Origin of the sequence: Halalkalibacter suaedae (genome assembly GCF_017939705.1) — a bacterium.
In the GTDB taxonomy this organism is placed as follows: Bacteria; Bacillota; Bacilli; order Bacillales; family Bacillaceae_D; genus Halalkalibacter; species Halalkalibacter suaedae.
The window spans coordinates 90,607-112,412 of sequence record NZ_JAGKSQ010000010.1; the positions used below are offsets into that span (position 1 = coordinate 90,607).

Below are 21,806 nucleotides of genomic sequence, written 5' to 3' on the forward strand. Positions count from 1 at the left end.
TTTAAAGAATTATGTTGATTTTTTTGAATATTTCGCTATGTGATAATGTTACTAGTTATATTATCACAGATTGTGTCGAATTTGTGTAGAATCATGAAAAAAAGTGCTTTCTATTGAAAGCACTTTCTCACCTGTTATATCTGGTTCATTCCATTGAAGAGCATGGCAACCTGTTCCTTGACTAATTCTTCAATTGATTCATGCTCTTCACCTTGATAATAATAGATCATTTTCAAGCCATGGGTGATTGTGTTTGCGGCAACCCGTGTATGGATTGGCCGTAACTCCCCAATTTTGATTCCGTCCTCTAAGATCCCTTTTAACTTAAGAACAAATTCAGACTGCTGTGCAATAAGCCAGAGCTGGGTTTCTTCTGGAATCTTGCCCATATCATTTAACATTAAGTCGCGAAATTGTGTTTCCGTCTGGAAAATAGTTAAGTGACGTAAATACATACGTTCAACCTTCTCCTGAATCGTCCCCTCTTGCTCTAGGGCGACGGCGAGTTCTGTAATCAGGTAGTCAAAGCCTTCGCGAACGACGTCATTGAAGAGAGCTTCCTTGCTCGGGAAATATTCATACGTCGTTCCTTTGCCCACACCTGCCGCACTCGCAATCCCTTGCATTGTTGCTCGCTCGTAGCCTTCCTTCAAGAAAATCTGAAGGGCGGCCTCGATGATCTTGTCACGTTTGTTTTGTTTAATCAATTGAATCGACCGCCTTTTTTCGTCTCCAAGAAAAGGATCCGAAGCGTTTCGTCAAGTTATCTAAAAGAACATACATGACTGGAACTAACAGCAATGTGAAAAACGTCGACATCATCAATCCGAAAATAATAACAACCGCCATCGGCATTTGCGACTCGGCCCCTTCACCGAAACCAAGGGCTAATGGCACCATCGCAAGTGCTGTTGTGAGTGTCGTCATTAAGATTGGACGAAGACGAGAGCGTCCTGACTCAATAATCGCTTCATAGCGATCGACGCCTTTTTCACGAAGGATATTAATATAACTGACGAGTACGATCGCATTATTAACAACAATCCCGGCAAGCATGATGACCCCGATTAATGCCGGAACACTAAGCGGCTGACCTGTAATAAAGAGTCCACCAAACACCCCAACGACCGTTGTTGGTAAAGAGAACATAATAATAAATGGATAGATAAAGGATTCAAATTGAATCGCCATAACCATGTAGACAAGAAAGACAGAAAGAATCAATGCCATTCCAAGCTGTCCAAATGACTCAGCCATATCCTGTGCCTGGCCGCCAATGGTCATTGTATAGCCATCTGGCTTATTCATTGCCTCGATCTGCTCTTCAACCTGAGCCATTGCTGTCCCAAGATCAACGCCCTCTAGCTCACTCGTGACACGTACTTGACGCTGCTGATTGCTTCGGTTAATCTCAGTCGGCCCCTGTACCTGCTTCAGCTCTGCAACAGAGATTAGAGGGATCTCTACCCCTTGGTTATTACGAATCATCATCGCCTCAACATCTTGAATCGTTTGACGATATTCTTCAGGCAAAATAACACGTACATCAAACTCATTTCCGCCTTCACGGTAGCGTGTCGCCACCTGCCCTGTGTAGCCAAGCGTGATTTCATTCATAATTTGTTGCTGACTTAAGCCATACTCTGCTGCCATATCACGATCGACAACAATCTGTAGCTCAGGTCGTCCTTCAGCAATGGTGCTCTCGACATTTGTAACGCCTTCGTTCTCCTCAATCATCCACATCACCTGCTGTGAAAGATCTTCTAGAACATCAAAGTCTGGTCCACTAATATTAATCTGAATCGGTGCACCACCACCAAGTCCAGCATCAACACCTGATACAGTAATCTCCGCACCTGGAATCGCACCGATCTCGGCCTGGAGTGCTGTGACAAATTCATCTGTTGTCATGTCTCGTTCATCAGGATCCTTTAGTTGGATCGTGTAATTCGCTTGGTTTGTACTGCTATTAAATCCTTGCGAGCTACCACCAATTGTGGCATAGCTTGTATCAATCGTATCGCCGAAGCTCGCGATTTTTTCTGAAACCTCTGTCGCTATTGCCTCCGTTTCAGCAAGACGCGTCCCAGCCTGTGTCACAACACTGACTTGAACCTGTCCTTGATCGGATTCAGGAATAAACGTTGTTCCAATGAACGGATACAAAGCCAAGCTTCCACCAATTGAAAGGAGCGTAATTAAAATCGTCGTTTTCGGCTTTCGAAGGGCCCAGTCCAACATACGATGATAGACATTTGTTACTTTTTCAACAAATTTATTAAAGCCCTTTGGTTCTTCCTCTTCCTCAACTTTGACCTTATTCAAGAGGCGAGAGGATAGCATCGGGATTAACGTTAACGAGACGACCAACGATGCAAATAACGAAAAGGCTACCGTTAGTGCGAGTGGTCGGAAAATTTCTGCAGCGAGTCCCTCTACAAAGATAATCGGTAGAAAGACGACAACACTTGTTAAAGTGGAGGCAAGCACCGCACCAGCTAGCTCCGATCCACCCTCTTTTGCTGCTTCAATCATCGTGTAGCCCTGCTGCCTTTTACTAAAGATGTTCTCGAGAATAACAATCGAGCTATCGACCATCATCCCAATCCCAAGGGCAAGCCCTCCCATTGATAGCACATTCAACGTTTCGCCAGTGAAATACATAAGCGTGAATGTTGAGATAATGGCAATTGGAATAGATATCCCGATCACGAGCGTTGTGCGAATGCTTCGTAAAAATAACAGTAAGACCGCAATTGATAGCACACCACCAATAATCATATTATTGACAACACTTGAAATCGATTGGCGAATAAATGTCGATGTATCAATAATCACTTCCATTGAAAGGTCACTCTCTGCAAGTTCTGCCTGCATTTCTTCAACCGCTCTATACATATTATCTGCAACCTGCACGGCATTTCCATCTGATTGCTTCATAATTGAGAGAACGACTGCTTCCTCTCCGTTCACCACTGACTTCATTGAAACATCACGGAATGTGTCCGTCACTTCCGCTACATCGGCGACTGTGATCGTTCCACCAGTTGGAAGAGCAATCGGTGTGTCCTCAATGTCTTCAATCGAGGTGAATTCTCCATTTATCCGCAACTGTAAGTCCTGTGTACCACGTTCAAGATTTCCAGCTGATGCAGATCGATTTTCTCCACTAATGGCTTGGACAATCTGCCCACCTGACAGCCCATAAGCAGCAAGCTTAGCCTGATCCATTTGAATTTGAAGTTCTCGTGTGAGACCACCTTCAATACTAACCGAGGCTACTCCATCAACCCGTTCAAACATTGGCTGTATTTCACTTTCAGCAATTTGCTGCAATACATCAGCCGATGCCCCTGATAGCCCAATCGACATAACAGGCATTTGCTGTGGATCAAAGCGTAAAATCGATGGGCGACCGGCTCCTTCTGGTAAGACTCCTGCCACTTGGTCAATACGCTCACGAATCGTATTCATCGACTCATCGATGTCACGCCCCCAATCAAACTCCATGATGACAAGTGAGGAGCTTGGCGAAGACATTGATTCGATTGACTGTATTCCTTCAATCGAACCAACTGCCGATTCTACTGGCCTTGTCACAAGCTGCTCCATTTCTTGCGGGGCTGCTCCTTGATAGGATGTTGCAATAACTGCGATAGGAACATTAATATTTGGGAACAAATCAATTGCTAAGTTTTTTAATGAAATGCCACCAAGTACGAGGGCAGCAAGGACAATCATAATAACACTGACCGGGCGTTTAACCGACGTATGAACCAGTCTCATGCTACACCTCCCTATTGATGCGAACCACGGACCCATCCTCAATCAAATGCTGCCCTTTGACGATGACCTCTGCACCTACTTCGATCTCGCCACGAATGGCAGAAAGCTCACTATCAAATCGAATCACTTCAACATCAATTTCTCTCGCTACGTCGTCTTCAACGACATAGACGAATGCACGACCTTGACCTTCAAGGATCGCTTCTGTCGGAACAATTCGTTCGTTCTCAACAAGCACTTCCTCGGTAAAAATGGTTGCTACCATCCCCTGACGAATCGCTTCATCTGGGCTCGCTAATTCAACCTCAACCGGGAATAGACGCGTCTCACCAACAGATGAGGCAATATAACTGACTACCCCTGTCTGTGTTCCAGAAACACTACTTACTTCAACGTCAACTTCCTGTCCCTCGTTAAAATAAGCAAGCTGATCTGCCGTGACATTAACCGAAACAGTTGCTGTATCTAATGAAATGATCTGAGCAAATGGTGCCTGCTGTGAGACGATATCACCAACTTCACCTTCAACGGCAAGTAGCTCCCCGCTCACATCTGCTCGAATAACCGCATCATCTAAACGCTCTCGTGAACGCTCGACCGCCTTTTCCGCTTGCTCCACCATCCGCTTCGCATCCTGAATGGCGAGATCTGCATCCGTTGTAGACGCCTCAGCTAGCTCGACGCCTTTCTTCGCTTGTTCGACCGTCGCTTCAATTGAAGACAGGCTCTGCCCTGCACCAGCCATTGAGCCACTGCCCTGCTGCGAGGCAAGCAAGCTTTGAAGAAGCTGCTCCGCCTGCTTGACCTGTTCCTCAGATGCTCCACCCTCTGCAAGTGAACGAGTGAGTTGATCAACCGTTTGCTGTGCTTCCTTTATTTGCTGCTCAATTGCCTTTTGCTGGGATGATTGCGCTGACTTCGCATCCATCAGCCCTTGTCGTGCCTGATTAAGAGACGCCTCGGCCTGACTAACATTCGCCTGAGCCTGTGTCTTACCATTTTCCGCTCGCTTCAAGCCATTACGAGCCTGAGCAAGCTGAGCCTCATCCGCTTCAAGCTGCAGCCTAAGATCCTGATCATTGACCTTCGCTAGCACCTGTCCCTCTTCAACCGTATCTCCCTTTTTCACATTAACTTCAACAAGTTCACCAGGAATTTTAGGAATAATAGCAGACTGCCCTCCCGCTTGAACCTGTCCGATAAATCGATTAGAACCGAGTAAACTACCTTCATATACTTCTTCAACCGCAACCGCTGTCACCTGAGGCTCAACCTCAGTCTCCGCCTCATTCCCACAGGCAACAAGCGTCAAAGCCGAAAACATAACGACCCCAAGTGCCGTAATACGCTTTTTCATCCATTCTCCACTCCTTATTCTCTATTACTATTTATTCTTCTTTCTTTATTCATAAAATATCCGACCGACCGGTCAGTTCTGTATCTTATTTGATTGTATGTAATCCAAGCCCATAGGTCAATCTAAATGTACTGGAATAAGTCACCAGAGAAAAAAGCCCACTATGAGAGGATCTCACAGCAGGCTTTTAGTTGCTATTATTCGTCTTCTTCAACAGGCTCTTCAGCTAACTCGTCACCTGTATCTTCACCTTCGATATCAACATCCTCAAGTAACTCATCGCCTTCACCCATTTCTACATCCTCTTCACCTGCAAGTGGCTCATCCATCGGAACTTCCTCAATCTCTTCCGTTCCAACTGGCTCTTCGATTTCAACCTCTTCCTCCACTTCACCACAAGCTGTCATAAGTGTTGCTGATAAAGCTACAGTTGCTATTGTTAATAAGAATTTTTTCATTAAGAAAACCTCCATGTTGTTGAGTTATTTAGGCTTACATGATGTTAGTCTTTGCTTGTGTTGGGGAGATTATTCTTTTGGTGAGTGGAGGGTGGAGTTTTGGGTGGGTTTTGGGTGTTTGATGGTGGCTTTTTGGTCATATAGGGGTTGGGAGGTTTGAATCTTGTGTAGAACGGCGGATATGGGTGGTTATGAGCGCGAGTGGTGGAGTTATGAGCGGGAATGGTGGTTTTATGAGCGGAATTGAGGGAGTTATGAGCCTGGAGTCGATCATGGTGTTGACGTTTAGTTGTGGCTGGGTTGAGGTGGTTTGATTTTGGGTGGTTTTGGGTGTTTGATGGTGGCTCTTTGGTCATATAGGGGGTTGGGAGGTTTGAATTTTGTGTAGGGAGCTGCGGATATGGGTGGTTATGAGCGGGGTGGGCTGGATTATGAGCGGGATTGATCATTTTATGAGCGGGATCGGTGGAGTTATGAGCCTGGGTTGATCAGATGTAACTTGTAGCTACTCCCTCTTTTCTCACCTATCTTTTCTAATTGAAGAGAGCCTAATAATTTTGAAGTAACACTACGTGATTCAATGTCTAGAAAATGACGTGCTTGTTCATTTGTAATTGCGGGACCGAAAAGTAAGTAAGAATCATTTAATGTTGAACGATAGGCATGTGGATCGGGCTCTAAGCAAGCAGGACAAAACCAAATTCCCTTCTTACGAGGTAGTGGCAGACGATTGCAAATAGGACAGTGGACTCCTGTCTGCAGTTCACAGGCTGCAATTTTATATTGTTCTAATACTGAAAAATCGGATGATGTATGTTGTTTGATTAGTACTTTCGCCAAGCGGGTGATATCTTTTTTTGAAAAGATAGGCTCTTGATTTAGATTTGTGAAGTCATTAATTTTATCGAGAAGGCATTCAGCATGAATTACTTTATTGTGGACGTCATTTGTATTTGCTTTGAGGACAGCGGAGGGATGTGTACTTACAACTAAACCGAAAATAGGTATCTTAGGGAATTTGTTAACTAGCAACCAGTGCTGCAGGCGTTGGTGCTGTACACGGAGTTGAATTAGAGGATTCAAAAACTTCTCTTCTTCTCCTCCTTTTGTTCGGATGAGTTGATTGAATTTCTGATCAAAGAAAAGAGTGCCGGAGATGTGCTTCACCTCGAGGATTAGAAGAAAATGTGGTGTGATGATGAGGGTATCTAATTGAAAATAGCTGTCTTCAGCGTGTCTGATTCTAAGATCGTGGAGAATGTCGTGGGTTGATGGAGAGAGCTCTTTCAGGTAGTAATCAAGTGACTGCTCCCCTCGTAATCCTGCCTTTCTTATGTTCCAGTCCTTTTCAATCAATGGTCTCTGACTATGATTGAACGGTAATCGGCGGAGTAATGCTTCTAATTTTAGTATTTTTAATGGGATATCTCTTTGTTTTTTGATCATTTCATCACCTCTCATTTGTTATGGTTATGGTTTTCTTGATGTAGGGGCTGTTTCCCTGCTTGGTTATCTCTATTTTTTTGGAGTTATGAGCTGATTGTGTGGCTTTATGAGCCTGGGTAGCTATTTTATAAGCCTGAGCTACAGCTTTATGAGCGAAATAAGCCACATTATGAGCGGTACCCCTTTTGGTTGGATCTTCATTCATTATTTACTTCTGAAATGTAATTTAACTTCCAGCCAATTTATTAGCTATTTCGCAGAGGCAAACACCTTTTCAGCAAAATGCAGCTGTTGATCAAGGGTATGGCTCGCTTTATGAGCGGAATGCCTGACTTTATGAGCCGAATTCTTTGTTTTATGAACGGCATCCGCATCTTTATGAGCGAGATTGACCACATTATGAGCCGAACCCCATGGCTGGCCTTTAATTCACTATGCACTTCTGAAATGATCTTTATTAATCTAACTTCCAGCCAATTTACCTGCTTTTTCACAGAGGCAAACATTTTTCAGCAGAATGCAGCTGTTGATCAAGGGTATGGCTCGCTTTATGAGCGGAATTTCTGACTTTATGAGCCTGATTCGTTGTTTTATGAGCGGCATTCGCATCTTTATGAGCGAGATTGACCACATTATGAGCCGCACCCTTTGGCTGGCCTTTAATTCAATATGCACTTCTGAAATGACCTTTATTAATCTAACTTCCAGCCAATTTACCAGCTATTTCACAGAAGCAAACACCTTTTCAGCAGAATGCAGCTGTTGATCAAGGCTATGGCTCGCTTTATGAGCGGAATGCCTGACTTTATGAGCCGGATGCACGGTTTTATGATCGGAATCAGCATCTTTATGAGCGAGATTGACCACATTATGAGGCGCACCCCTTTGGCTGGATTTTAATTCATTATGTACTTCTGAAATGATCTTTATTAATTTAACTTCCAGCCAATTTACCAGTTATTTTCGCAGAGGCAAACACTTTTCTAGCAGAATGCAGCTGTTGATCAAGGATATGGCTCGCTTTATGAGCGGAATTTCTGACTTTATGAACCAGATGCACGGTTTTATGATCGGAATTAGCATCTTTATGAGCGAGATTGACCACATTATGAGCCGCACCCCTATGGCTGGCCTTTAATTCACTATGCACTTCTGAAATGACCTTAATTAATCTAACTTCCAGCCAATTTACCAGCTATTTCGCAGAAGCAAACACTTTTTCAGCAGAATGCAGCTGTTGATCAAGGATATGGCCCGCTTTATGAGCGGAATGCATGACTTTATGAGCCGGATTCGTTGTTTTATGAGCGGCATCCGCATCTTTATGAGCGAGATTGATAACATTATGAGCCGCACCCCCTCGGCTGGACATTAATTCACTATGCACTTACCTAAACTATGCCCTCACCACACCAAAAACACCCCTATCATCAGATAGAGGTGCTCATTCACTTATAATTCTCTCATCATTTTCTCGCAGTCGTCTGAGGGGACGGGTTTGCTGAAGTAGAAGCCTTGGGCGCGGTGGCAGCCTTCGCTTCTGATGAGTTCGAGTTGCTTTTCGGTTTCAACGCCTTCGCAGATGACGGAGACGCCTAGGGTTTTGGCCATTTCAATGATGAATTTGACGATAGCATCATTGGCTTTTGATGCTTGGCCTCGGACGAATGATTGATCAATTTTCAATGTGTCGATTGGGAACAGATTAAGCTGGCTTAGTGAAGAATAGCCTGTCCCAAAGTCATCGAGCGAGACATGAATGCCTTGCTTCTTTAAGCTTTGGAGCTTTTCTCGAATGTCTTTCGCTTGGAGAATCGCGGTTTTTTCGGTAATTTCCAAGCAAAGATATGCTGGTTCGAGCTGTGATTTTGTTAATGCTTTTTCAATGCGGGCGATGAAGTCCTTCCGCTTGAAGAAGTCCTTGGACACATTCACTGAAACAATCAATTCATTGAAGCCACTGTCATGCCACTTCTTGCCTTGCATGCATGCCTCATTTAAGACCCATTCGTCCATATCAGCTAAGAGACCGATTTCTTCAGCAAGTGTAAGGAAAATCGCTGGTGACAGCACACCATCTACTGGATGATTCCATCTCACTAATGCCTCGACACCAAACGGTTTCCCGTTTTCAACGTCAACCTGGAGCTGATAGAAGACTTCTAGCTCTTTTTTCTTCAATGCTTGAATGAGTGCACTTTCTAATGAAAGCTTCTGGGCGGTGCGGGCATTCATTGCTGGCTCGTACACTTGGAAGTTATTACGTCCGTCTTCCTTTGTTCGGTACATCGCACTATCTGCATTTTTCAAAAGGGTATCCACGTCCTGGCCGTGTTCTGGGTAGTAGCTGACACCGATGCTCACTGACATGAAAAATTGATGCTCCTTGATCTTGAATGAAGACTCTTCAAAGGCATCAAATAGACTACTGATTAATACATTGGCATGCTCATCAGATGTATTTCCGATGCAAATGGTGAACTCATCACCACCGAAACGACTGACCGTACCGTGATCACTAATCACGCTCTGTATCCGCTCACCGATCTGAATTAATAGTTCATCGCCAACATCGTGGCCGTAGGAGTCATTAATTTTCTTGAAACGGTCGACATCAAGAAACAGAACCGCCACTTTCCTGTCGTCACGATTCGCATTTGCTATTGCTTGCTGGAGTGATTCTTTAAAGTTCAGGCGATTTGGGAGGTTTGTCAGCTCATCATGATATGCCAACTCTCTCATCTTCTCTTCCTGACGCTTACGTTCAGTGCTATCCCTGATGATTGCGATGAAATAGCATTCTCCATCTATGTCATTAATCGAAGTTATCGTAAGATCTGACCAGAAGTCTTCGCCATTCTTTCGCTTGTTGAGAAGCTCCCCTGTCCAAGAGCCTTCTAATAGAACGGTTTCGTATACCTTTTCATACACATCGGGAGCTGTTTGTGCGGACTTAAGGATATGGGGGTTTTGCCCCTCAACTTCACTCATTGTAAAGCCCGTCATTCTCTCAAAGGCTGGATTTACAGCAACAATTTCACACTTTGTATTGGTCATCATTAACCCGTCATTCATGTGGTTAAAAAGCGTTTCAACGTTTTTTTCATTTTCTACAAAACGCGTAATAGCTGCATTCATTCCCAGGCCTCTCTTTCTTATGTCTAAACGTCTATTTTTGTATGGCGAAGGTCATGTCTAATTCTGCAGCTATTTCTCCATCAACTGTTGCAACAGCATGTCCCTTTCCGATTGGGCCTTTCATGCGAGTAATCTCGACTTCAAGTCGAAGCTGGTCTCCAGGCTTAACTTGCTTTTTGAAACGACAATTATCAATCCCAGCAAACATTGCAAGCTTGCCTTTGTTTGCTTCGAGCTTTAGGATTGCTACAGCTCCAACTTGAGCTAACGCTTCAACAATTAGTACTCCAGGCATGACTGGGTAATCTGGAAAATGTCCATTAAAAAATTCTTCATTCACCGTTACATTTTTGATACCAACAGCTCGTTTGCCTTCTTCAAGCTCTTCAATACGGTCAATTAGTAAAAAAGGATAGCGGTGTGGAATAACTTCTTTAATCTCTTCAATTGTTAGCAAAACATTCATCCTTTCAATCTCTATTTATGCAATTATACCATAATTTTCATTGTTTTCTAATAATGTTTAGAATTCCAATGTTTTCTCCATTTGACAATATCAAAAAATCCGAGGATTAGCGCCCTCGGATAATATCGATCATACGATACCAAATATCTGGATCTAAAATGTCAGATGGATTCTCTCCATCTCCAATTACACCAAAGCCAACCATTAGGCCAAGGATCAAGCTACCACCAATAAGGACAATTGAAATCAGTAATCGTAACCAAATCGGAATGATACGTAAGCGAGGTCGACGTCTTCGCTTACGTCGTGCCTCACGCTTCTCAGTCTCAGTCTCTTGCTCCTCATCCTCAGCCAGCTTGGATTCCTGCTTATCATTGGTTACTTGTTGATCCTCTGATTCATTCTCCAATTCAGCTACGGACTTCGAGTCAGAATCGTCGTCATAGCTTGGTTCTTCCACTACATCCGAGTCAGAGTCTACCTTCGTCTCATCGTCTATGATCGTATCCGCGACAGACTTGTTGGCAGGTGCGTCAAGATTCTTAGCAACTGTATCTTGGTCATTGGTGCTTGTCGCATTTAGATCCTCTATTTCGTTAAGCTGTTTGTTTTTCGCTTCTTTTTCAGTCATCGTATACTCCTCGATCTACTTCACGATTACCTACGAATTCCGTTGATTAATCCAGACATATCGTCTGCCATAGAAATCGATCGTGCATTAAATTGGTAATGACGCTGTGCCGTAAGCAATTCGCTCATTTCTTGTCCAATATCGACATTCGACCCTTCCAGCATACCTTGACTGAGAGCCTGTTGGTTAAGTCCAACTGCTTGAATGACATCAGCCTCAGCAAAACCAAGAGCAGCAAAATCACTAAGTTGGTACAAATTATCACCGACACCTTCAAGAAGCTGCGGCTTGAGTACTTGAGTTAAGCCAAGCTGGCCGAGGGCTTGTGTTGTTCCATCACCCATTGTTGCAACAAGCTGGCCGTTTGATAAACTAATAGATTTAAAGTTATCCGGTACATTCATTCTGTTGCCATCAGCACCTAGGACATAACTCCCACTGCTTGTCACAAGCGACCATTGTCCAGGAGCTTCTTCGCTCTCCGTTAAATAAAATGCACCATCACGTGTCAATCGTTCTGTTGCTACGCCATTTTCAATCGATTCAATCCTGAAGAATTGGTCACGCTCTGTTAAAGCGAAGTCCAATTCACGATCGGTTGGTATCATTGAGCCCTGATCAAGACGGAGTGCCGTCTGAGCAATTCTCGCACCTGAGCCTACACGAAGACCAAGTGGTGTTAAGCGGCCAACTTCTTTGGAAGGAACCGTCTGGTTATTGACTTGTTGAAAGAGCAAATCCGAAAATGTTGCTTCTCTACGTTTGTAACCAGTTGTGCTTGCGTTAGCCATGTTATGAGAAACGGTGTCTATTTTCTTCTGTAGCTGCCCCATTGTGACAGACGCGGCAATCATTGATGTATTCATCGTTATCCCTCTTTCATTTCATTACGGTAACTAACCGATTCTTCCAATCTCGTTCACTGCTTTTTCCATACTTTGGTCATAAGCTTGTAGAATCTTTTGATTTGCTTCAAATGAACGATAAGCACTCATCATCTCAGTCATTGTTTGAGAGGCATCTACATTAGAACGCTCAAGAAAGCGTTGCTGTAGCTTAAAGCCCACTTCTCCGTTACCAACAGCTGTCGGAAGATCACCTTCACCTGTAAAACGAAGCAGACCATTTCCTTCCTTCACTAGCTGCAGTGGATCCTGAGCAAAGACAACATTGATCTGTCCAGCCTGTTGATCTTGGTCATTGAAGACAACACCGTTTTCATTCACGCGGAAACCATCGTTTCCAACCTGAATACGTTCTCCAGCTGTACTAAGGACATAATGACCTTGGGCAGAAGTTAAGAAGCCCTCCCCATCAATCGCGAAATTCCCGTTTCGGCTATAACGTAGTTCACCGGCTTCATCTTGCATTGTATAGAATAACGCACTTGGTGTGCCGTTTTCATTCGGTGGCATGACTCCTTGTAGAAGGGCAATATCCGTTGCGTTGCCTGTTTCCATTAAGTCACCTTGACGGAAATTCGGCATACGTTCCTGTAAATACACACCTGTTGAGATCTCACCGATTAGAGAGGCTTGTCCACCTGGAGCACCTTTTGTGTCCATTGCATGAAGAAGCATATTTGGAAATGCTCGAAGTGAAGCTTGGTCGGCTTTATATCCTGGTGTATTCGCATTGGCTAAGTTGTTTGTCAGCATTTCTTGGCGTTGTTGCTGGGCAATCATCCCTGCAGCAGCCCCGTACATTCCTCTTAACATGATGGCCTCCTCTAATCGTCCCGTTATGCAACGATCAGTCTCGTTATATTCTTACTTTTTTACTAGACATGCGGTCTAGATTCTCTAAAATAATCCCTGTTCCCTTCGCAACACAATGCATAGGCTCTTCTGCTACTAGGACAGGTACCTTTAATTCATCAGCGAGTAACTGGTCAATTCCGTGTAAGAGCGCTCCACCACCAGTCAAAATTACGCCGCGATCAATAATATCGGCAGACAATTCTGGAGGGGTTTTCTCAAGCACGTGCTTTGACGCTTGTACAATATAAGAAACAGACTCTTTTAAAGCCCCTTCTATCTCTTTTGAGTTTATCGTAATTGTTCGTGGAAGTCCACTGACCATATCACGTCCGCGTATGTCAATTTCTTCCTGACGTGCACCCGGAAATACGGTTGCCACTTGTACCTTTATATTCTCAGCTGTTCTTTCTCCAATAAGGAGTTTGTATTTCTTCTTGATGAATGAAAGGATATCCGCGTCAAATCTGTCGCCTGCTACTTTCATGGAAGAAGCGGTGACGATGTCGCCCATAGAAAGAACAGCAACATCTGTTGTTCCACCGCCAATGTCAACTACCATGTTTCCGCTCGGTTGGAAAATATCCATTCCAGCCCCGATTGCGGCAACTTTTGGTTCTTCTTCCAAGTAAACATTCTTCCCGCCGCTTTTCTCTGCTGCTTCACGAATGGCCTTTTGTTCCACCGACGTAATATTTGTCGGGCAACAAATTAGAATTCTTGGCTTAGAAAAAAGACTTTTGACGTTGATCTTGCTTAAGAAATGCTTAAGCATGGATTCGGTCATTTCAAAGTTAGCTATGACCCCGTCTTTCATCGGGCGTAAGGCAACAATATTTCCTGGTGTACGTCCAACCATACGAAACGCTTCTTCCCCAACGGCAAGTACTCGCTTTGTTGTCGTATCAATTGCTACAACGGATGGTTCATTAAGAACGATGCCACTTCCTTTAACGTATATGAGTACATTCGCAGTACCTAAGTCTATTCCAATATCTCGACCAAACATGATTATTTCTTCCTCCCTGTTTCCGAACATAATCGTACCTATACTAATACGATTTACCTAATTCCTAATTTTATCACAGAATGTCCGAACAGGGTGGGATTTTTTTGAAAATTTAGTTGCGTGTTTTTACAGCGGTCTTACTCTCTTCATCTTCCGACTTTCGGTATTTCACTTTCGTTGCTTCTCCGCCTCTTAAATGACGGATTGATTTGTGATATTCCAAGATTTCCTTCACTTCATTCGCAAGCTCTGGATTAATTTCTGGTAAACGCTCTGTGAGGTCTTTGTGTACGGTACTTTTCGAAACCCCAAACTCCTTGGCTATCGTTCTCACCGTTTTCTTGGACTCGACAACGTACCTACCAATCTTGATGGTTCGCTCTTTGATGTAATCGTGCACACGACTCGCCTCCCTAATTACTATCTTGGTGATTGGTACAGTTTATTAGGAAGAGCCAGCAGATATACCACATTATTACAAAGGACAGGGTATGAGATTTATAATTTTCAAACAAAAGGGACGTTCTACCTGTTTTTTGATTAAAATAAAGATTTTTGTTGGTGGACTTTGCTTTTTATTCAATATGTCATTAAAAAACCATCTATTTAATCAAATTTCCAGCTACTAAGAACCTCCCTCCTTCCAGATTCAACTGTAAATCGAAGGGCAGCGGTCTGTTATGAGCGAGATATGCACTTTTATGAGCGGAACTCAGCTACTTATGAGCAGGATCCGCATCTTTATGAGCCAAATCTACATAGTTATGAGCCTCACCTCAAAAACAGCATATGGCACTAATGGCTGCCCCTCAGCTAACATGCTACCTTTATCTAAAGGTGAAGGTTTTCCCTGCTGGATCTTGCTTTTTATTCAATATGTCATTAAAAAACCATCTATTTAATCAAACTTCCAGCCAATAAGAACCTTCCTTCTTTCATATTCAGCTGAAAATCGAGGGGCGGAGCTGTCTTATGAGCGAGATATGCACCTTTATGAGCCGAACTCAGCTACTTATGAACCAGATCCGCATCTTTATGAGCCAAATCTACTCACTTATGAGCCGCACCTCAAAACAGCACATGGCACTGATGGCTGCCTCTCAGCTAACATGCTATCCTCATCTAAAAGTGAAGGTTTTCCCTGCTGGATCTTGCTTTTTATTCAATATGCCATTAAAAAACCATCTATTTAATCAAATTTCCAGCCACTAAAGACCTCCCTCCCCCCATATTCAACTGTAAATCGAGGGGCGGAGGTCTGTTATGAGCGAGATGTGCACCTTTATGAGCGGAAGTCAGCTATTTATGAGCAGGATCCGCATCTTTATGAGCCAAATCTACATAGTTATGAGCCTCACCTCAAAACAGCACATGGCGCTGATTGCTGCCCCTCAGCTCACATACTACCCTCATCCAAAAGTAAAGGTTTCCCCTGCTGGATCTTGCATTTCATTCACCATGCCCTTAAGAAACCATCTATTTAATCAAACTTCCAGCCACAAAGAACCCCCCTCCTCCATATTCAACTGTAAATCGAGGGGCAGCAGCCTGTTATGAGCGAGGTATGCACCTTTATGAGCCAAATCCACTCAGTTATGAGCCTCACCGCACAAACAGCAAGCATCATGGCAACACCCACACAACAAAAAAACAGCCAGAGCTCCACCCCTGGCCGTTTCCCACATCTCTATTTCCCATCATTCATCCATACTTCCCCGTCACGATAGGTCATTTGCTCAGGGTAGCGTAGATCGACGACTTCATCTTGAATTTTTTGCGATGGTGCTGCTGTTTTAAGTGAGACGATCACCATCACTAGGAAGTTGATCGGCACAGCGATTAAGGCCGCACCTGTGTCCTTGATCCCGAAGAGCATGATGCCACTTCTAGCAAGGAATATATACGTTAAGGCAACAACTAAACCAGTTAACATCCCGGCAATGGCCCCTTTAGCATTGGCACGTTTCCACCATACGCCTAGCAGGAGCACAGGGAAGAACGTTCCACCAGCGAGACCAAACGCCCAGGCGACAATTTGGGTGATCACTCCAGGTGGATCTAAGGCAACGACTCCGGCTACGATTGTCGCGAGGACAATTGCCCAGCGGCCTGCCTTTAATCGATTTTTGTCGCTTGCTTTTGGATTGACGAGGCGATAATAAATATCATGGGCGAAGGAAGACGAAATGGTAATAAGTAATCCACCTGCTGTTGAGAGGGCTGCAGCCATGGCACCTGCTGCGACTAGTCCTATGACGAATACGCCTAGATTAGCAATCTCAGGTGTCGCCATGACGACGATATCATTTTTAATGATTAGCTCTGACCATTGTAGGATCCCGTCCCCATTTGTGTCAGCAACCTGCAACAGGCCTGTGTTAACCCATGCTTCAGTCCAAGCTGGTAGTTCACTAATTTGTTGTCCGGCTACTCTTGTCATTAGGATGAAGCGCGAGAAGGCAGCGTAGGCTGGTGCGGATAAATATAAAATGGCAATAAACACTAATGCCCATGCCCCACTCCATCTAGCGGCTTTCATCGTTGTGACCGTATAAAAACGGACAATCACGTGCGGCAATGCTGCCGTACCGACCATTAGCGTGAACATTAACGCAATAAATTGGGCCTTTTCACTTTGAGCAAATGGGGTGAAGTATTCAGTAATTCCAAGCTCACGGTCGAGGGCTCCTAATTCACTAACAATATTTCCGTAGGTTAACCATGGTAATGGATTACTCGTAATTTGTAGGGACATGAAAATGATTGGAATGACGTAGGCGATAATGAGGATCATATATTGGGCTACTTGTGTCCAGGTGATCCCTTTCATTCCACCGAGTGTCGCATAAATCGCGATGACAACGACCCCAATCATCGTCCCGTACATTGCCGGGATGTTGAGAATACGCCCAATCACGACTCCGGAGCCAGACAATTGGCCGATAATATAAGTGAAACTAATGATGATCGTTGCGATTGCTGCAATTAAGCGTGCTGTGTTGCTATCAAAGCGGTCACCGATAAATTCAGGAACCGTGTATCTTCCATACTTTCTAAGCTGTGGTGCAAGTAAAAAGGTTAAGAAAAGGTAGCCACCGGTCCAGCCCATAATATAGGCAAGGCCATCATAGCCCATGATCATAATCGTTCCAGCCATCCCAATAAAGGAAGCCGCACTCATCCAGTCTCCACCGATCGCCATTCCATTCCAAAACGGCGGTACGCCTCGACCGGCTACGTAAAAGTCCGAGGTTGCTTTTGCACGGTTATAAATAGAAATACCGATATAAAGCCCAAAGGTTGCTAAAATCAATAAAACCGAAACAACGGATTGCTGATCCATATTATCGCCTCCATTTACCTAGTGATCTAGAACTTTACCTGCACTAATCGTCGTATTATGCTCCTCATCAATTCCAAACTTACGATCAATCTGGTCACTAATTACTGCGTTAGCAAAGAGTAAAATAACAAAGGTTAGAACCGCCCCCTGGGCACCCATGTAATAATGGAGTGGCATTCCCAAAAAGCTGTAGGCAGAAAGTTGTTCGGCAAAAGCAACGACACCAAATGAAACCAAGCCACCTAGAATCAGACAAATCACTACAAGTCTTGTCCGTGCACGAAAATAGGCATCAGCGACACTCTTATCAATCTTCCTCATCTTCACATCCCCTTTTTTTGATATTGTCTCCCAAAGCAATTCGATTGATCTTGTCTTTCATTGCTCCTCGGTAACTGTGTTACACGAATCATCACAAACAGTGTGAGCACCGGTATGGCAAGCAAACAAAATGGATGAATAATAATGGCATAGACGATGATTAATAGAGCGAGGAAACCGCTTACAAATATCAGCTGTTTAATCGGGTTTGACTCTTCCTTTGGTTCCTTTTGACATATCATAGGCAGTACCTCCTAACGTAAGCTAAAGATGAATTTCAATGTTTCAAAAAAACCTAGCGGAACCATAGAAATCTGGATAATGAAATACACAATGATACCGGCAAATGGCACAGAAAGCCATAATGGTTTCTTTAAACGGATGGCAAAGAAAATTGAGAGCACTAAAAGAAGTAGAAAGAAATAAATCATGATGAGGACCTCCACTATTAGATTATGTAAGCGTTATCATAATGTGGCAAAAAAATAGGCTGTGGTTGTATTCTATGGTGGCTAGAGGGAATATATGCAAAAATTTTCCTTGTTTTTTTTATTATTTCAAACAATTCTTTTATCGTCAAGCTGTTCTTTTCTTAGTTAGATAATCTACTTATTTTTTTACATAATGAATCTACAGTTGTTAAACTATGGTAAAATAACTAATCATTGTAACACTTATGGGGGAATCATATGTTTATTTTGAGAGAATTCATTAAAACAGGTTTGAGCTGGCTCTTTGCAATCTTGACGATCATCCTGCTCGTCTGGATTCCAAGAGAGGTCTCATTTAGTGTAAGTGAGTACGATGTGCATTTATTCTATGGGTTCTCCATTGAAAGATACATAGAACAAGTTTTACAGTATATCAGCATGCTCATGAACTTTGATTTGGGGACAACGAAATTTGATAAGTCGGTGGCTGGAGAGGTAAGTCTCTATGTTAGTCGTAGTCTAATTGTGATCTTCATTGCCTTTGTCATCTCATTACTCATTGGCACAGCTAAAGGTTTTTTTGATTATCGTACGAGACATAGTCGTTTTCGTCTGCTTGGTCCTCCAACAACGTTCACATTGCAATCGATTCCTGACTTTTTCTTCATTATTGTCTTCCAGATGATCATGCTTTGGCTCATTGATCGTGGCTTCCCTCATCTGAGTATCTTTGGCTATGAGAGCTGGCATAACTTTGTCATTGCTGGTAGTCTTCTAGCTATTTTCCCAACAATGTATATGGCTCGAATTGTTTGTTCGGCTCTGATGACTGAAGAAGGTCATCCGTATATTACGACAGCCCGTAGTAAAGGCTTATCCGTCTTCTTTGTGTTATGGAAGCATCAATTTACGAGTGGACTCATCCATGTTGTCCCGCATCTTGCTGGAATTTTCATTTATGTCCTTTCTAATTTAATTATTATTGAGTATTTAACCTACTTTCGCGGGGCTGCTCTGAGACTATATCAAGCACTTGGATTTGCCGAGTCTAATATTACTGGGAGAAACCGATCTCCCTTCAACCCGGAAATGTATGAGCCAGAGCTTGTTATTGCTATTCTTGCGGTATTCATTAGTTTAATTGCGATGATCCAGCTGATTAGCAAGGTATTTATGCACCTGTCTCCACTGCTTAAAGGAGGCCGCCATGAATAATCAATTAAAAGTTGCGATTGTATTATTATCAATACTAGTCTGTTTCTGTTTGCTTAGTTTTTTTCCTGATATTCTTCAAAGTGAGGATGAGATCAAGACGTTTTACACAGAAGAGGACGGTACCATTTTGATCCCGCCCTATCCCCCTTCTAGTACCAATTGGTTAGGTACAAACCAGAACGGGGAGGATATTCTTACCCTTTTAATTACAGCAGGTAGAGATACATTACTGGTTGTCCTTGCCATTTCCCTGATTCGTTTCGTAATTGCCGTCCCTCTTGGGATGCTTTCCTATCAAAATAAGGGCATCTGTCATTGGATTATTCATGGCTTAAACACCTTTTTCTCAATGGTTCCGATCTTAATTTTCACCATTTTGGTATTGAATCTGCCTTTTCTCGTTGTGTCAGAGCAACGATTGCTTTGGGCACTGGTTCTTATTGCCTTACTTGAGTGTGGCCGGGTTGGTGTCTCTGTTCAAAACCATGTCAGACAAGTGTATCAATCAAGCTATATGGAGGGGGCCATCGTGAACGGAAGTCGCCCTTCAACCATTTTCAAATATTACTACTGGCGTCACTTGAAGCCACAGTTGATTGTCATGTTCTTTTTAGATACATCAAAGGTGATGCTGCTGCTTGGGCAGCTCGGATTTCTATCGATCTTTCTGTCGCAGATGTGGCTGGATGAGGAAGGTGTCGGCATTGTTGTCCGTAACACACTCCAGCTCTGGCCCTCGATGTTAGCTGATACAAGACAGTACCTTCGCTCAGATATTTGGATTCCCCTCTTTCCTGCACTGCTCATTGCCTATACCATCTTCTCCCTACAGCTATTCGGAGAGGGACTTCGTAAACAGCTTGAGCAACGTAAGTAATCTTCTCCATGCTAAAGGCCACTGAAATGGTTATTTTCAGTGGCCTTTTATTGCATTAACATAGAAGCTTATCCTAATTCATCTTCTGTGTCAGCTGGGTCTTCATCAGACTCGGCTGGAGCTTGTTCATTTGTTTCTTCTTCTTCCTCAATTGGAGACTCTTCAACATTCGTTTCTTCTTCTTCAATTGGGGCTTCCTCGTCAGCAGGAGCTTCTTCTTCAGCTGGTGTTTCGTCTTCAGCTGGAGCTTCTTCTTCCTTCTTGTCAGCTTCCTTCTTGGCTTCATCTGCGATATCTTTTACAGAATCAATTGGCTGATCGAAGACACTGTTTGGATTTACTTCAACACCATCTTGACGAATTTCGAAGTGAACATGAATGCCAGCTTCTTTGTTATAGACATTACGGCCAGCAGCACCAAGGATATCTCCTTGCTTCACATTGGCACCTTCTTCAACTTCGATTGATTCTAAGCTATGGTAATGTGTTAGTACATCATTTTCATGTTGAATTTCAACAACATAACCTAAAAGCTCGTCCTTCTCTGCTCGAATAACTGTACCACTTAATGATGCAGCTACATCAAAGCTTTCGCCATCAACCTGTGCGAAGTCCATCCCTTTGTTCGGAATGTATTCATTATTGTAGTACACTAGAGCTTCTTGCTGCTCCTCATCTGTCCCATTCATATCATAGAAGTAACCAACGACATTGATATCTTCTTCATCCGCAACTGGCATTTGAACTTGTTCTGATGACGCGTTAACCGGAACAGCCTCTTGCCCAAATGGATCCATGTCCGTTCCTGCGATAGGTCCTGTTTCTGTCGTGCCTGTTTCTGGTGTTGCAACTTCATCCCCATCTTGTAGCATGAATACAGCACTTAATACAAATGCAGCAACGACTAAGTATAGTGCAGGTACAGCCCAACGTTTACGAAGAATGCTTTGAATGTTTGCTTGTTTTTCCTCAGTTTTAGAAGAACGATTATTGTCTTCTCTCATTTCTCATCACCTCAGACATCATTCTGATCAGATTCTGGGCAATATATACATTTGTTAAAAACTTTTTTTGAATTAGTTTTCGACAAAGTGGTTTTGATTATGCATTGTTTCATGAAAAAGATTTGAAGCTAGTAGGAATGACATGATAAGAGCTTCGGCTTCGCTACCGGGATGGGGGGCACGCTTTCCGCAGGCGGGCGTGGAACTAACTGGCTTCGCCAGTGGATTTCCACCTGCCCTTTCATCCTGCAGGAGTCGGCCCTCCCATCCCGTCCGCTTTGTGCTAGACTAAATCCGGATTCATTTATGTCTCAAAAATTTTATACCAACAGTTACGAGACAACTGACAGTTTCTATTCAAAATGATTAAGACAATGAGGCTGGGCCATAACTAAAGTGTCTAACTGAAATACCGAAACAAGGCAATCATCTAGCGGATGAAATATACGTAGACTCCCTCAGAGAAAGTTGATCTGACGGGGGTCTTCGTCTTTTTTTGTCCTCTTAAAAAAAACTTTTAGTACAGTCCTCCAAGATTAATATACACATACTGTAATTTAAAAC

At 43.4% G+C, this 21,806-nt stretch carries 20 protein-coding genes; 2 read left to right on the forward strand and 18 right to left on the reverse strand.

Annotation, left to right across the window (positions count from 1 at the left end):
- Window positions 1-134: 134 nt before the first annotated feature.
- The 17 genes from J7W16_RS18810 to J7W16_RS18890 form a co-directional block, all read right to left on the reverse strand.
- A complete protein-coding gene (locus J7W16_RS18810; RefSeq protein ID WP_210599033.1) occupies window positions 135-707 on the reverse strand; it encodes a TetR/AcrR family transcriptional regulator in 573 nt (190 codons plus the stop codon).
- Window positions 700-3,789: an efflux RND transporter permease subunit gene (locus J7W16_RS18815; protein ID WP_210599034.1), complete on the reverse strand. Its 3,090-nt coding sequence runs from the start codon at window positions 3,787-3,789 to the stop codon at window positions 700-702. The genes J7W16_RS18810 and J7W16_RS18815 overlap by 8 nt, the downstream gene beginning before the upstream one ends.
- A gap of 1 nt (window position 3,790) precedes the next feature.
- Window positions 3,791-5,146: an efflux RND transporter periplasmic adaptor subunit gene (locus J7W16_RS18820; protein WP_210599035.1), complete on the reverse strand. Its 1,356-nt coding sequence runs from the start codon at window positions 5,144-5,146 to the stop codon at window positions 3,791-3,793.
- A 197-nt stretch (window positions 5,147-5,343) separates the two neighbouring features.
- Window positions 5,344-5,604: a hypothetical protein gene (locus J7W16_RS18825; protein ID WP_210599036.1), complete on the reverse strand. Its 261-nt coding sequence runs from the start codon at window positions 5,602-5,604 to the stop codon at window positions 5,344-5,346.
- Between the two features lie 471 nt (window positions 5,605-6,075).
- Complete coding sequence (locus J7W16_RS18830) at window positions 6,076-7,050, reverse strand: NERD domain-containing protein (protein ID WP_210599037.1); 975 nt, start codon at window positions 7,048-7,050, stop codon at window positions 6,076-6,078.
- 1,195 nt (window positions 7,051-8,245) lie between these two features.
- Window positions 8,246-8,422, reverse strand: a complete 177-nt coding sequence (locus J7W16_RS18835; RefSeq protein WP_210599038.1) for a hypothetical protein — start codon at window positions 8,420-8,422, stop codon at window positions 8,246-8,248.
- A gap of 80 nt (window positions 8,423-8,502) precedes the next feature.
- The gene (locus J7W16_RS18840) at window positions 8,503-10,188 is read right to left on the reverse strand and encodes a sensor domain-containing protein (RefSeq protein WP_210599039.1); all 1,686 of its coding nucleotides are present in this window, start codon (window positions 10,186-10,188) and stop codon (window positions 8,503-8,505) included.
- A 31-nt stretch (window positions 10,189-10,219) separates the two neighbouring features.
- A complete protein-coding gene (gene fabZ / locus J7W16_RS18845; protein WP_210599056.1) occupies window positions 10,220-10,645 on the reverse strand; it encodes a 3-hydroxyacyl-ACP dehydratase FabZ in 426 nt (141 codons plus the stop codon).
- Between the two features lie 115 nt (window positions 10,646-10,760).
- Window positions 10,761-11,285 carry a DNA-directed RNA polymerase subunit beta gene (locus J7W16_RS18850; protein ID WP_210599040.1) on the reverse strand — a complete coding sequence of 175 codons (525 nt, stop codon included), beginning with the start codon at window positions 11,283-11,285 and terminating at the stop codon, window positions 10,761-10,763.
- 26 nt (window positions 11,286-11,311) lie between these two features.
- The gene (locus tag J7W16_RS18855; RefSeq protein ID WP_210599041.1) at window positions 11,312-12,151 is read right to left on the reverse strand and encodes a flagellar hook-basal body protein; all 840 of its coding nucleotides are present in this window, start codon (window positions 12,149-12,151) and stop codon (window positions 11,312-11,314) included.
- A gap of 30 nt (window positions 12,152-12,181) precedes the next feature.
- Window positions 12,182-13,003 carry a flagellar hook-basal body protein gene (locus J7W16_RS18860; RefSeq protein WP_210599042.1) on the reverse strand — a complete coding sequence of 274 codons (822 nt, stop codon included), beginning with the start codon at window positions 13,001-13,003 and terminating at the stop codon, window positions 12,182-12,184.
- Window positions 13,004-13,046: 43 nt separating this feature from the next.
- The gene (mreB, locus tag J7W16_RS18865) at window positions 13,047-14,051 is read right to left on the reverse strand and encodes a rod shape-determining protein (RefSeq protein ID WP_210599043.1); all 1,005 of its coding nucleotides are present in this window, start codon (window positions 14,049-14,051) and stop codon (window positions 13,047-13,049) included.
- 112 nt (window positions 14,052-14,163) lie between these two features.
- Window positions 14,164-14,451: a sporulation transcriptional regulator SpoIIID gene (gene spoIIID / locus J7W16_RS18870; RefSeq protein WP_210599044.1), complete on the reverse strand. Its 288-nt coding sequence runs from the start codon at window positions 14,449-14,451 to the stop codon at window positions 14,164-14,166.
- Window positions 14,452-15,738: 1,287 nt separating this feature from the next.
- Window positions 15,739-17,394: a sodium:solute symporter family protein gene (locus J7W16_RS18875; protein WP_210599045.1), complete on the reverse strand. Its 1,656-nt coding sequence runs from the start codon at window positions 17,392-17,394 to the stop codon at window positions 15,739-15,741.
- An 18-nt stretch (window positions 17,395-17,412) separates the two neighbouring features.
- Window positions 17,413-17,715, reverse strand: a complete 303-nt coding sequence (locus J7W16_RS18880; protein WP_210599046.1) for a DUF4212 domain-containing protein — start codon at window positions 17,713-17,715, stop codon at window positions 17,413-17,415.
- A 2-nt stretch (window positions 17,716-17,717) separates the two neighbouring features.
- The gene (locus J7W16_RS18885; RefSeq protein ID WP_210599047.1) at window positions 17,718-17,957 is read right to left on the reverse strand and encodes a hypothetical protein; all 240 of its coding nucleotides are present in this window, start codon (window positions 17,955-17,957) and stop codon (window positions 17,718-17,720) included.
- A gap of 12 nt (window positions 17,958-17,969) precedes the next feature.
- Window positions 17,970-18,146 (reverse strand): hypothetical protein, encoded by a 177-nt coding sequence (locus J7W16_RS18890; protein WP_210599048.1) that lies wholly within the window; start codon window positions 18,144-18,146, stop codon window positions 17,970-17,972.
- 258 nt (window positions 18,147-18,404) lie between these two features.
- Here J7W16_RS18890 and J7W16_RS18895 point away from each other — a divergent pair, with 258 nt between their 5' ends.
- Both J7W16_RS18895 and J7W16_RS18900 read left to right on the forward strand, forming a co-directional pair.
- On the forward strand, window positions 18,405-19,361 hold the full coding sequence (locus tag J7W16_RS18895) for an ABC transporter permease subunit (protein WP_210599049.1): 957 nt from the start codon (window positions 18,405-18,407) through the stop codon (window positions 19,359-19,361).
- A complete protein-coding gene (locus tag J7W16_RS18900; protein WP_210599050.1) occupies window positions 19,354-20,238 on the forward strand; it encodes an ABC transporter permease in 885 nt (294 codons plus the stop codon). Before J7W16_RS18895 ends, J7W16_RS18900 begins: the two co-directional genes overlap by 8 nt.
- A gap of 68 nt (window positions 20,239-20,306) precedes the next feature.
- Here J7W16_RS18900 and J7W16_RS18905 read toward each other — a convergent pair whose 3' ends face one another.
- Window positions 20,307-21,242, reverse strand: a complete 936-nt coding sequence (locus J7W16_RS18905) for a stage II sporulation protein SpoIIQ (RefSeq protein WP_210599051.1) — start codon at window positions 21,240-21,242, stop codon at window positions 20,307-20,309.
- Window positions 21,243-21,806 lie beyond the last annotated feature (564 nt).

Coding starts and splice junctions, on each gene's coding strand:
- J7W16_RS18815 (WP_210599034.1), bottom strand. CDS start 3,789: ATGAGACTGGTTCATACGTCGGTTAAACGCCCGGTCAGTGTTATTATG.
- J7W16_RS18820 (WP_210599035.1), bottom strand. CDS start 5,146: ATGAAAAAGCGTATTACGGCACTTGGGGTCGTTATGTTTTCGGCTTTG.
- J7W16_RS18825 (WP_210599036.1), bottom strand. CDS start 5,604: ATGAAAAAATTCTTATTAACAATAGCAACTGTAGCTTTATCAGCAACA.
- J7W16_RS18830 (WP_210599037.1), bottom strand. CDS start 7,050: ATGATCAAAAAACAAAGAGATATCCCATTAAAAATACTAAAATTAGAA.
- J7W16_RS18835 (WP_210599038.1), bottom strand. CDS start 8,422: ATGTCCAGCCGAGGGGGTGCGGCTCATAATGTTATCAATCTCGCTCAT.
- J7W16_RS18840 (WP_210599039.1), bottom strand. CDS start 10,188: ATGAATGCAGCTATTACGCGTTTTGTAGAAAATGAAAAAAACGTTGAA.
- J7W16_RS18850 (WP_210599040.1), bottom strand. CDS start 11,285: ATGACTGAAAAAGAAGCGAAAAACAAACAGCTTAACGAAATAGAGGAT.
- J7W16_RS18855 (WP_210599041.1), bottom strand. CDS start 12,151: ATGAATACATCAATGATTGCCGCGTCTGTCACAATGGGGCAGCTACAG.
- J7W16_RS18860 (WP_210599042.1), bottom strand. CDS start 13,003: ATGTTAAGAGGAATGTACGGGGCTGCTGCAGGGATGATTGCCCAGCAA.
- mreB (WP_210599043.1), bottom strand. CDS start 14,051: ATGTTTGGTCGAGATATTGGAATAGACTTAGGTACTGCGAATGTACTC.
- J7W16_RS18875 (WP_210599045.1), bottom strand. CDS start 17,394: ATGGATCAGCAATCCGTTGTTTCGGTTTTATTGATTTTAGCAACCTTT.
- J7W16_RS18880 (WP_210599046.1), bottom strand. CDS start 17,715: ATGAGGAAGATTGATAAGAGTGTCGCTGATGCCTATTTTCGTGCACGG.
- J7W16_RS18885 (WP_210599047.1), bottom strand. CDS start 17,957: ATGATATGTCAAAAGGAACCAAAGGAAGAGTCAAACCCGATTAAACAG.
- J7W16_RS18890 (WP_210599048.1), bottom strand. CDS start 18,146: ATGATTTATTTCTTTCTACTTCTTTTAGTGCTCTCAATTTTCTTTGCC.
- J7W16_RS18895 (WP_210599049.1), top strand. CDS start 18,405: ATGTTTATTTTGAGAGAATTCATTAAAACAGGTTTGAGCTGGCTCTTT.
- J7W16_RS18900 (WP_210599050.1), top strand. CDS start 19,354: ATGAATAATCAATTAAAAGTTGCGATTGTATTATTATCAATACTAGTC.
- J7W16_RS18905 (WP_210599051.1), bottom strand. CDS start 21,242: ATGAGAGAAGACAATAATCGTTCTTCTAAAACTGAGGAAAAACAAGCA.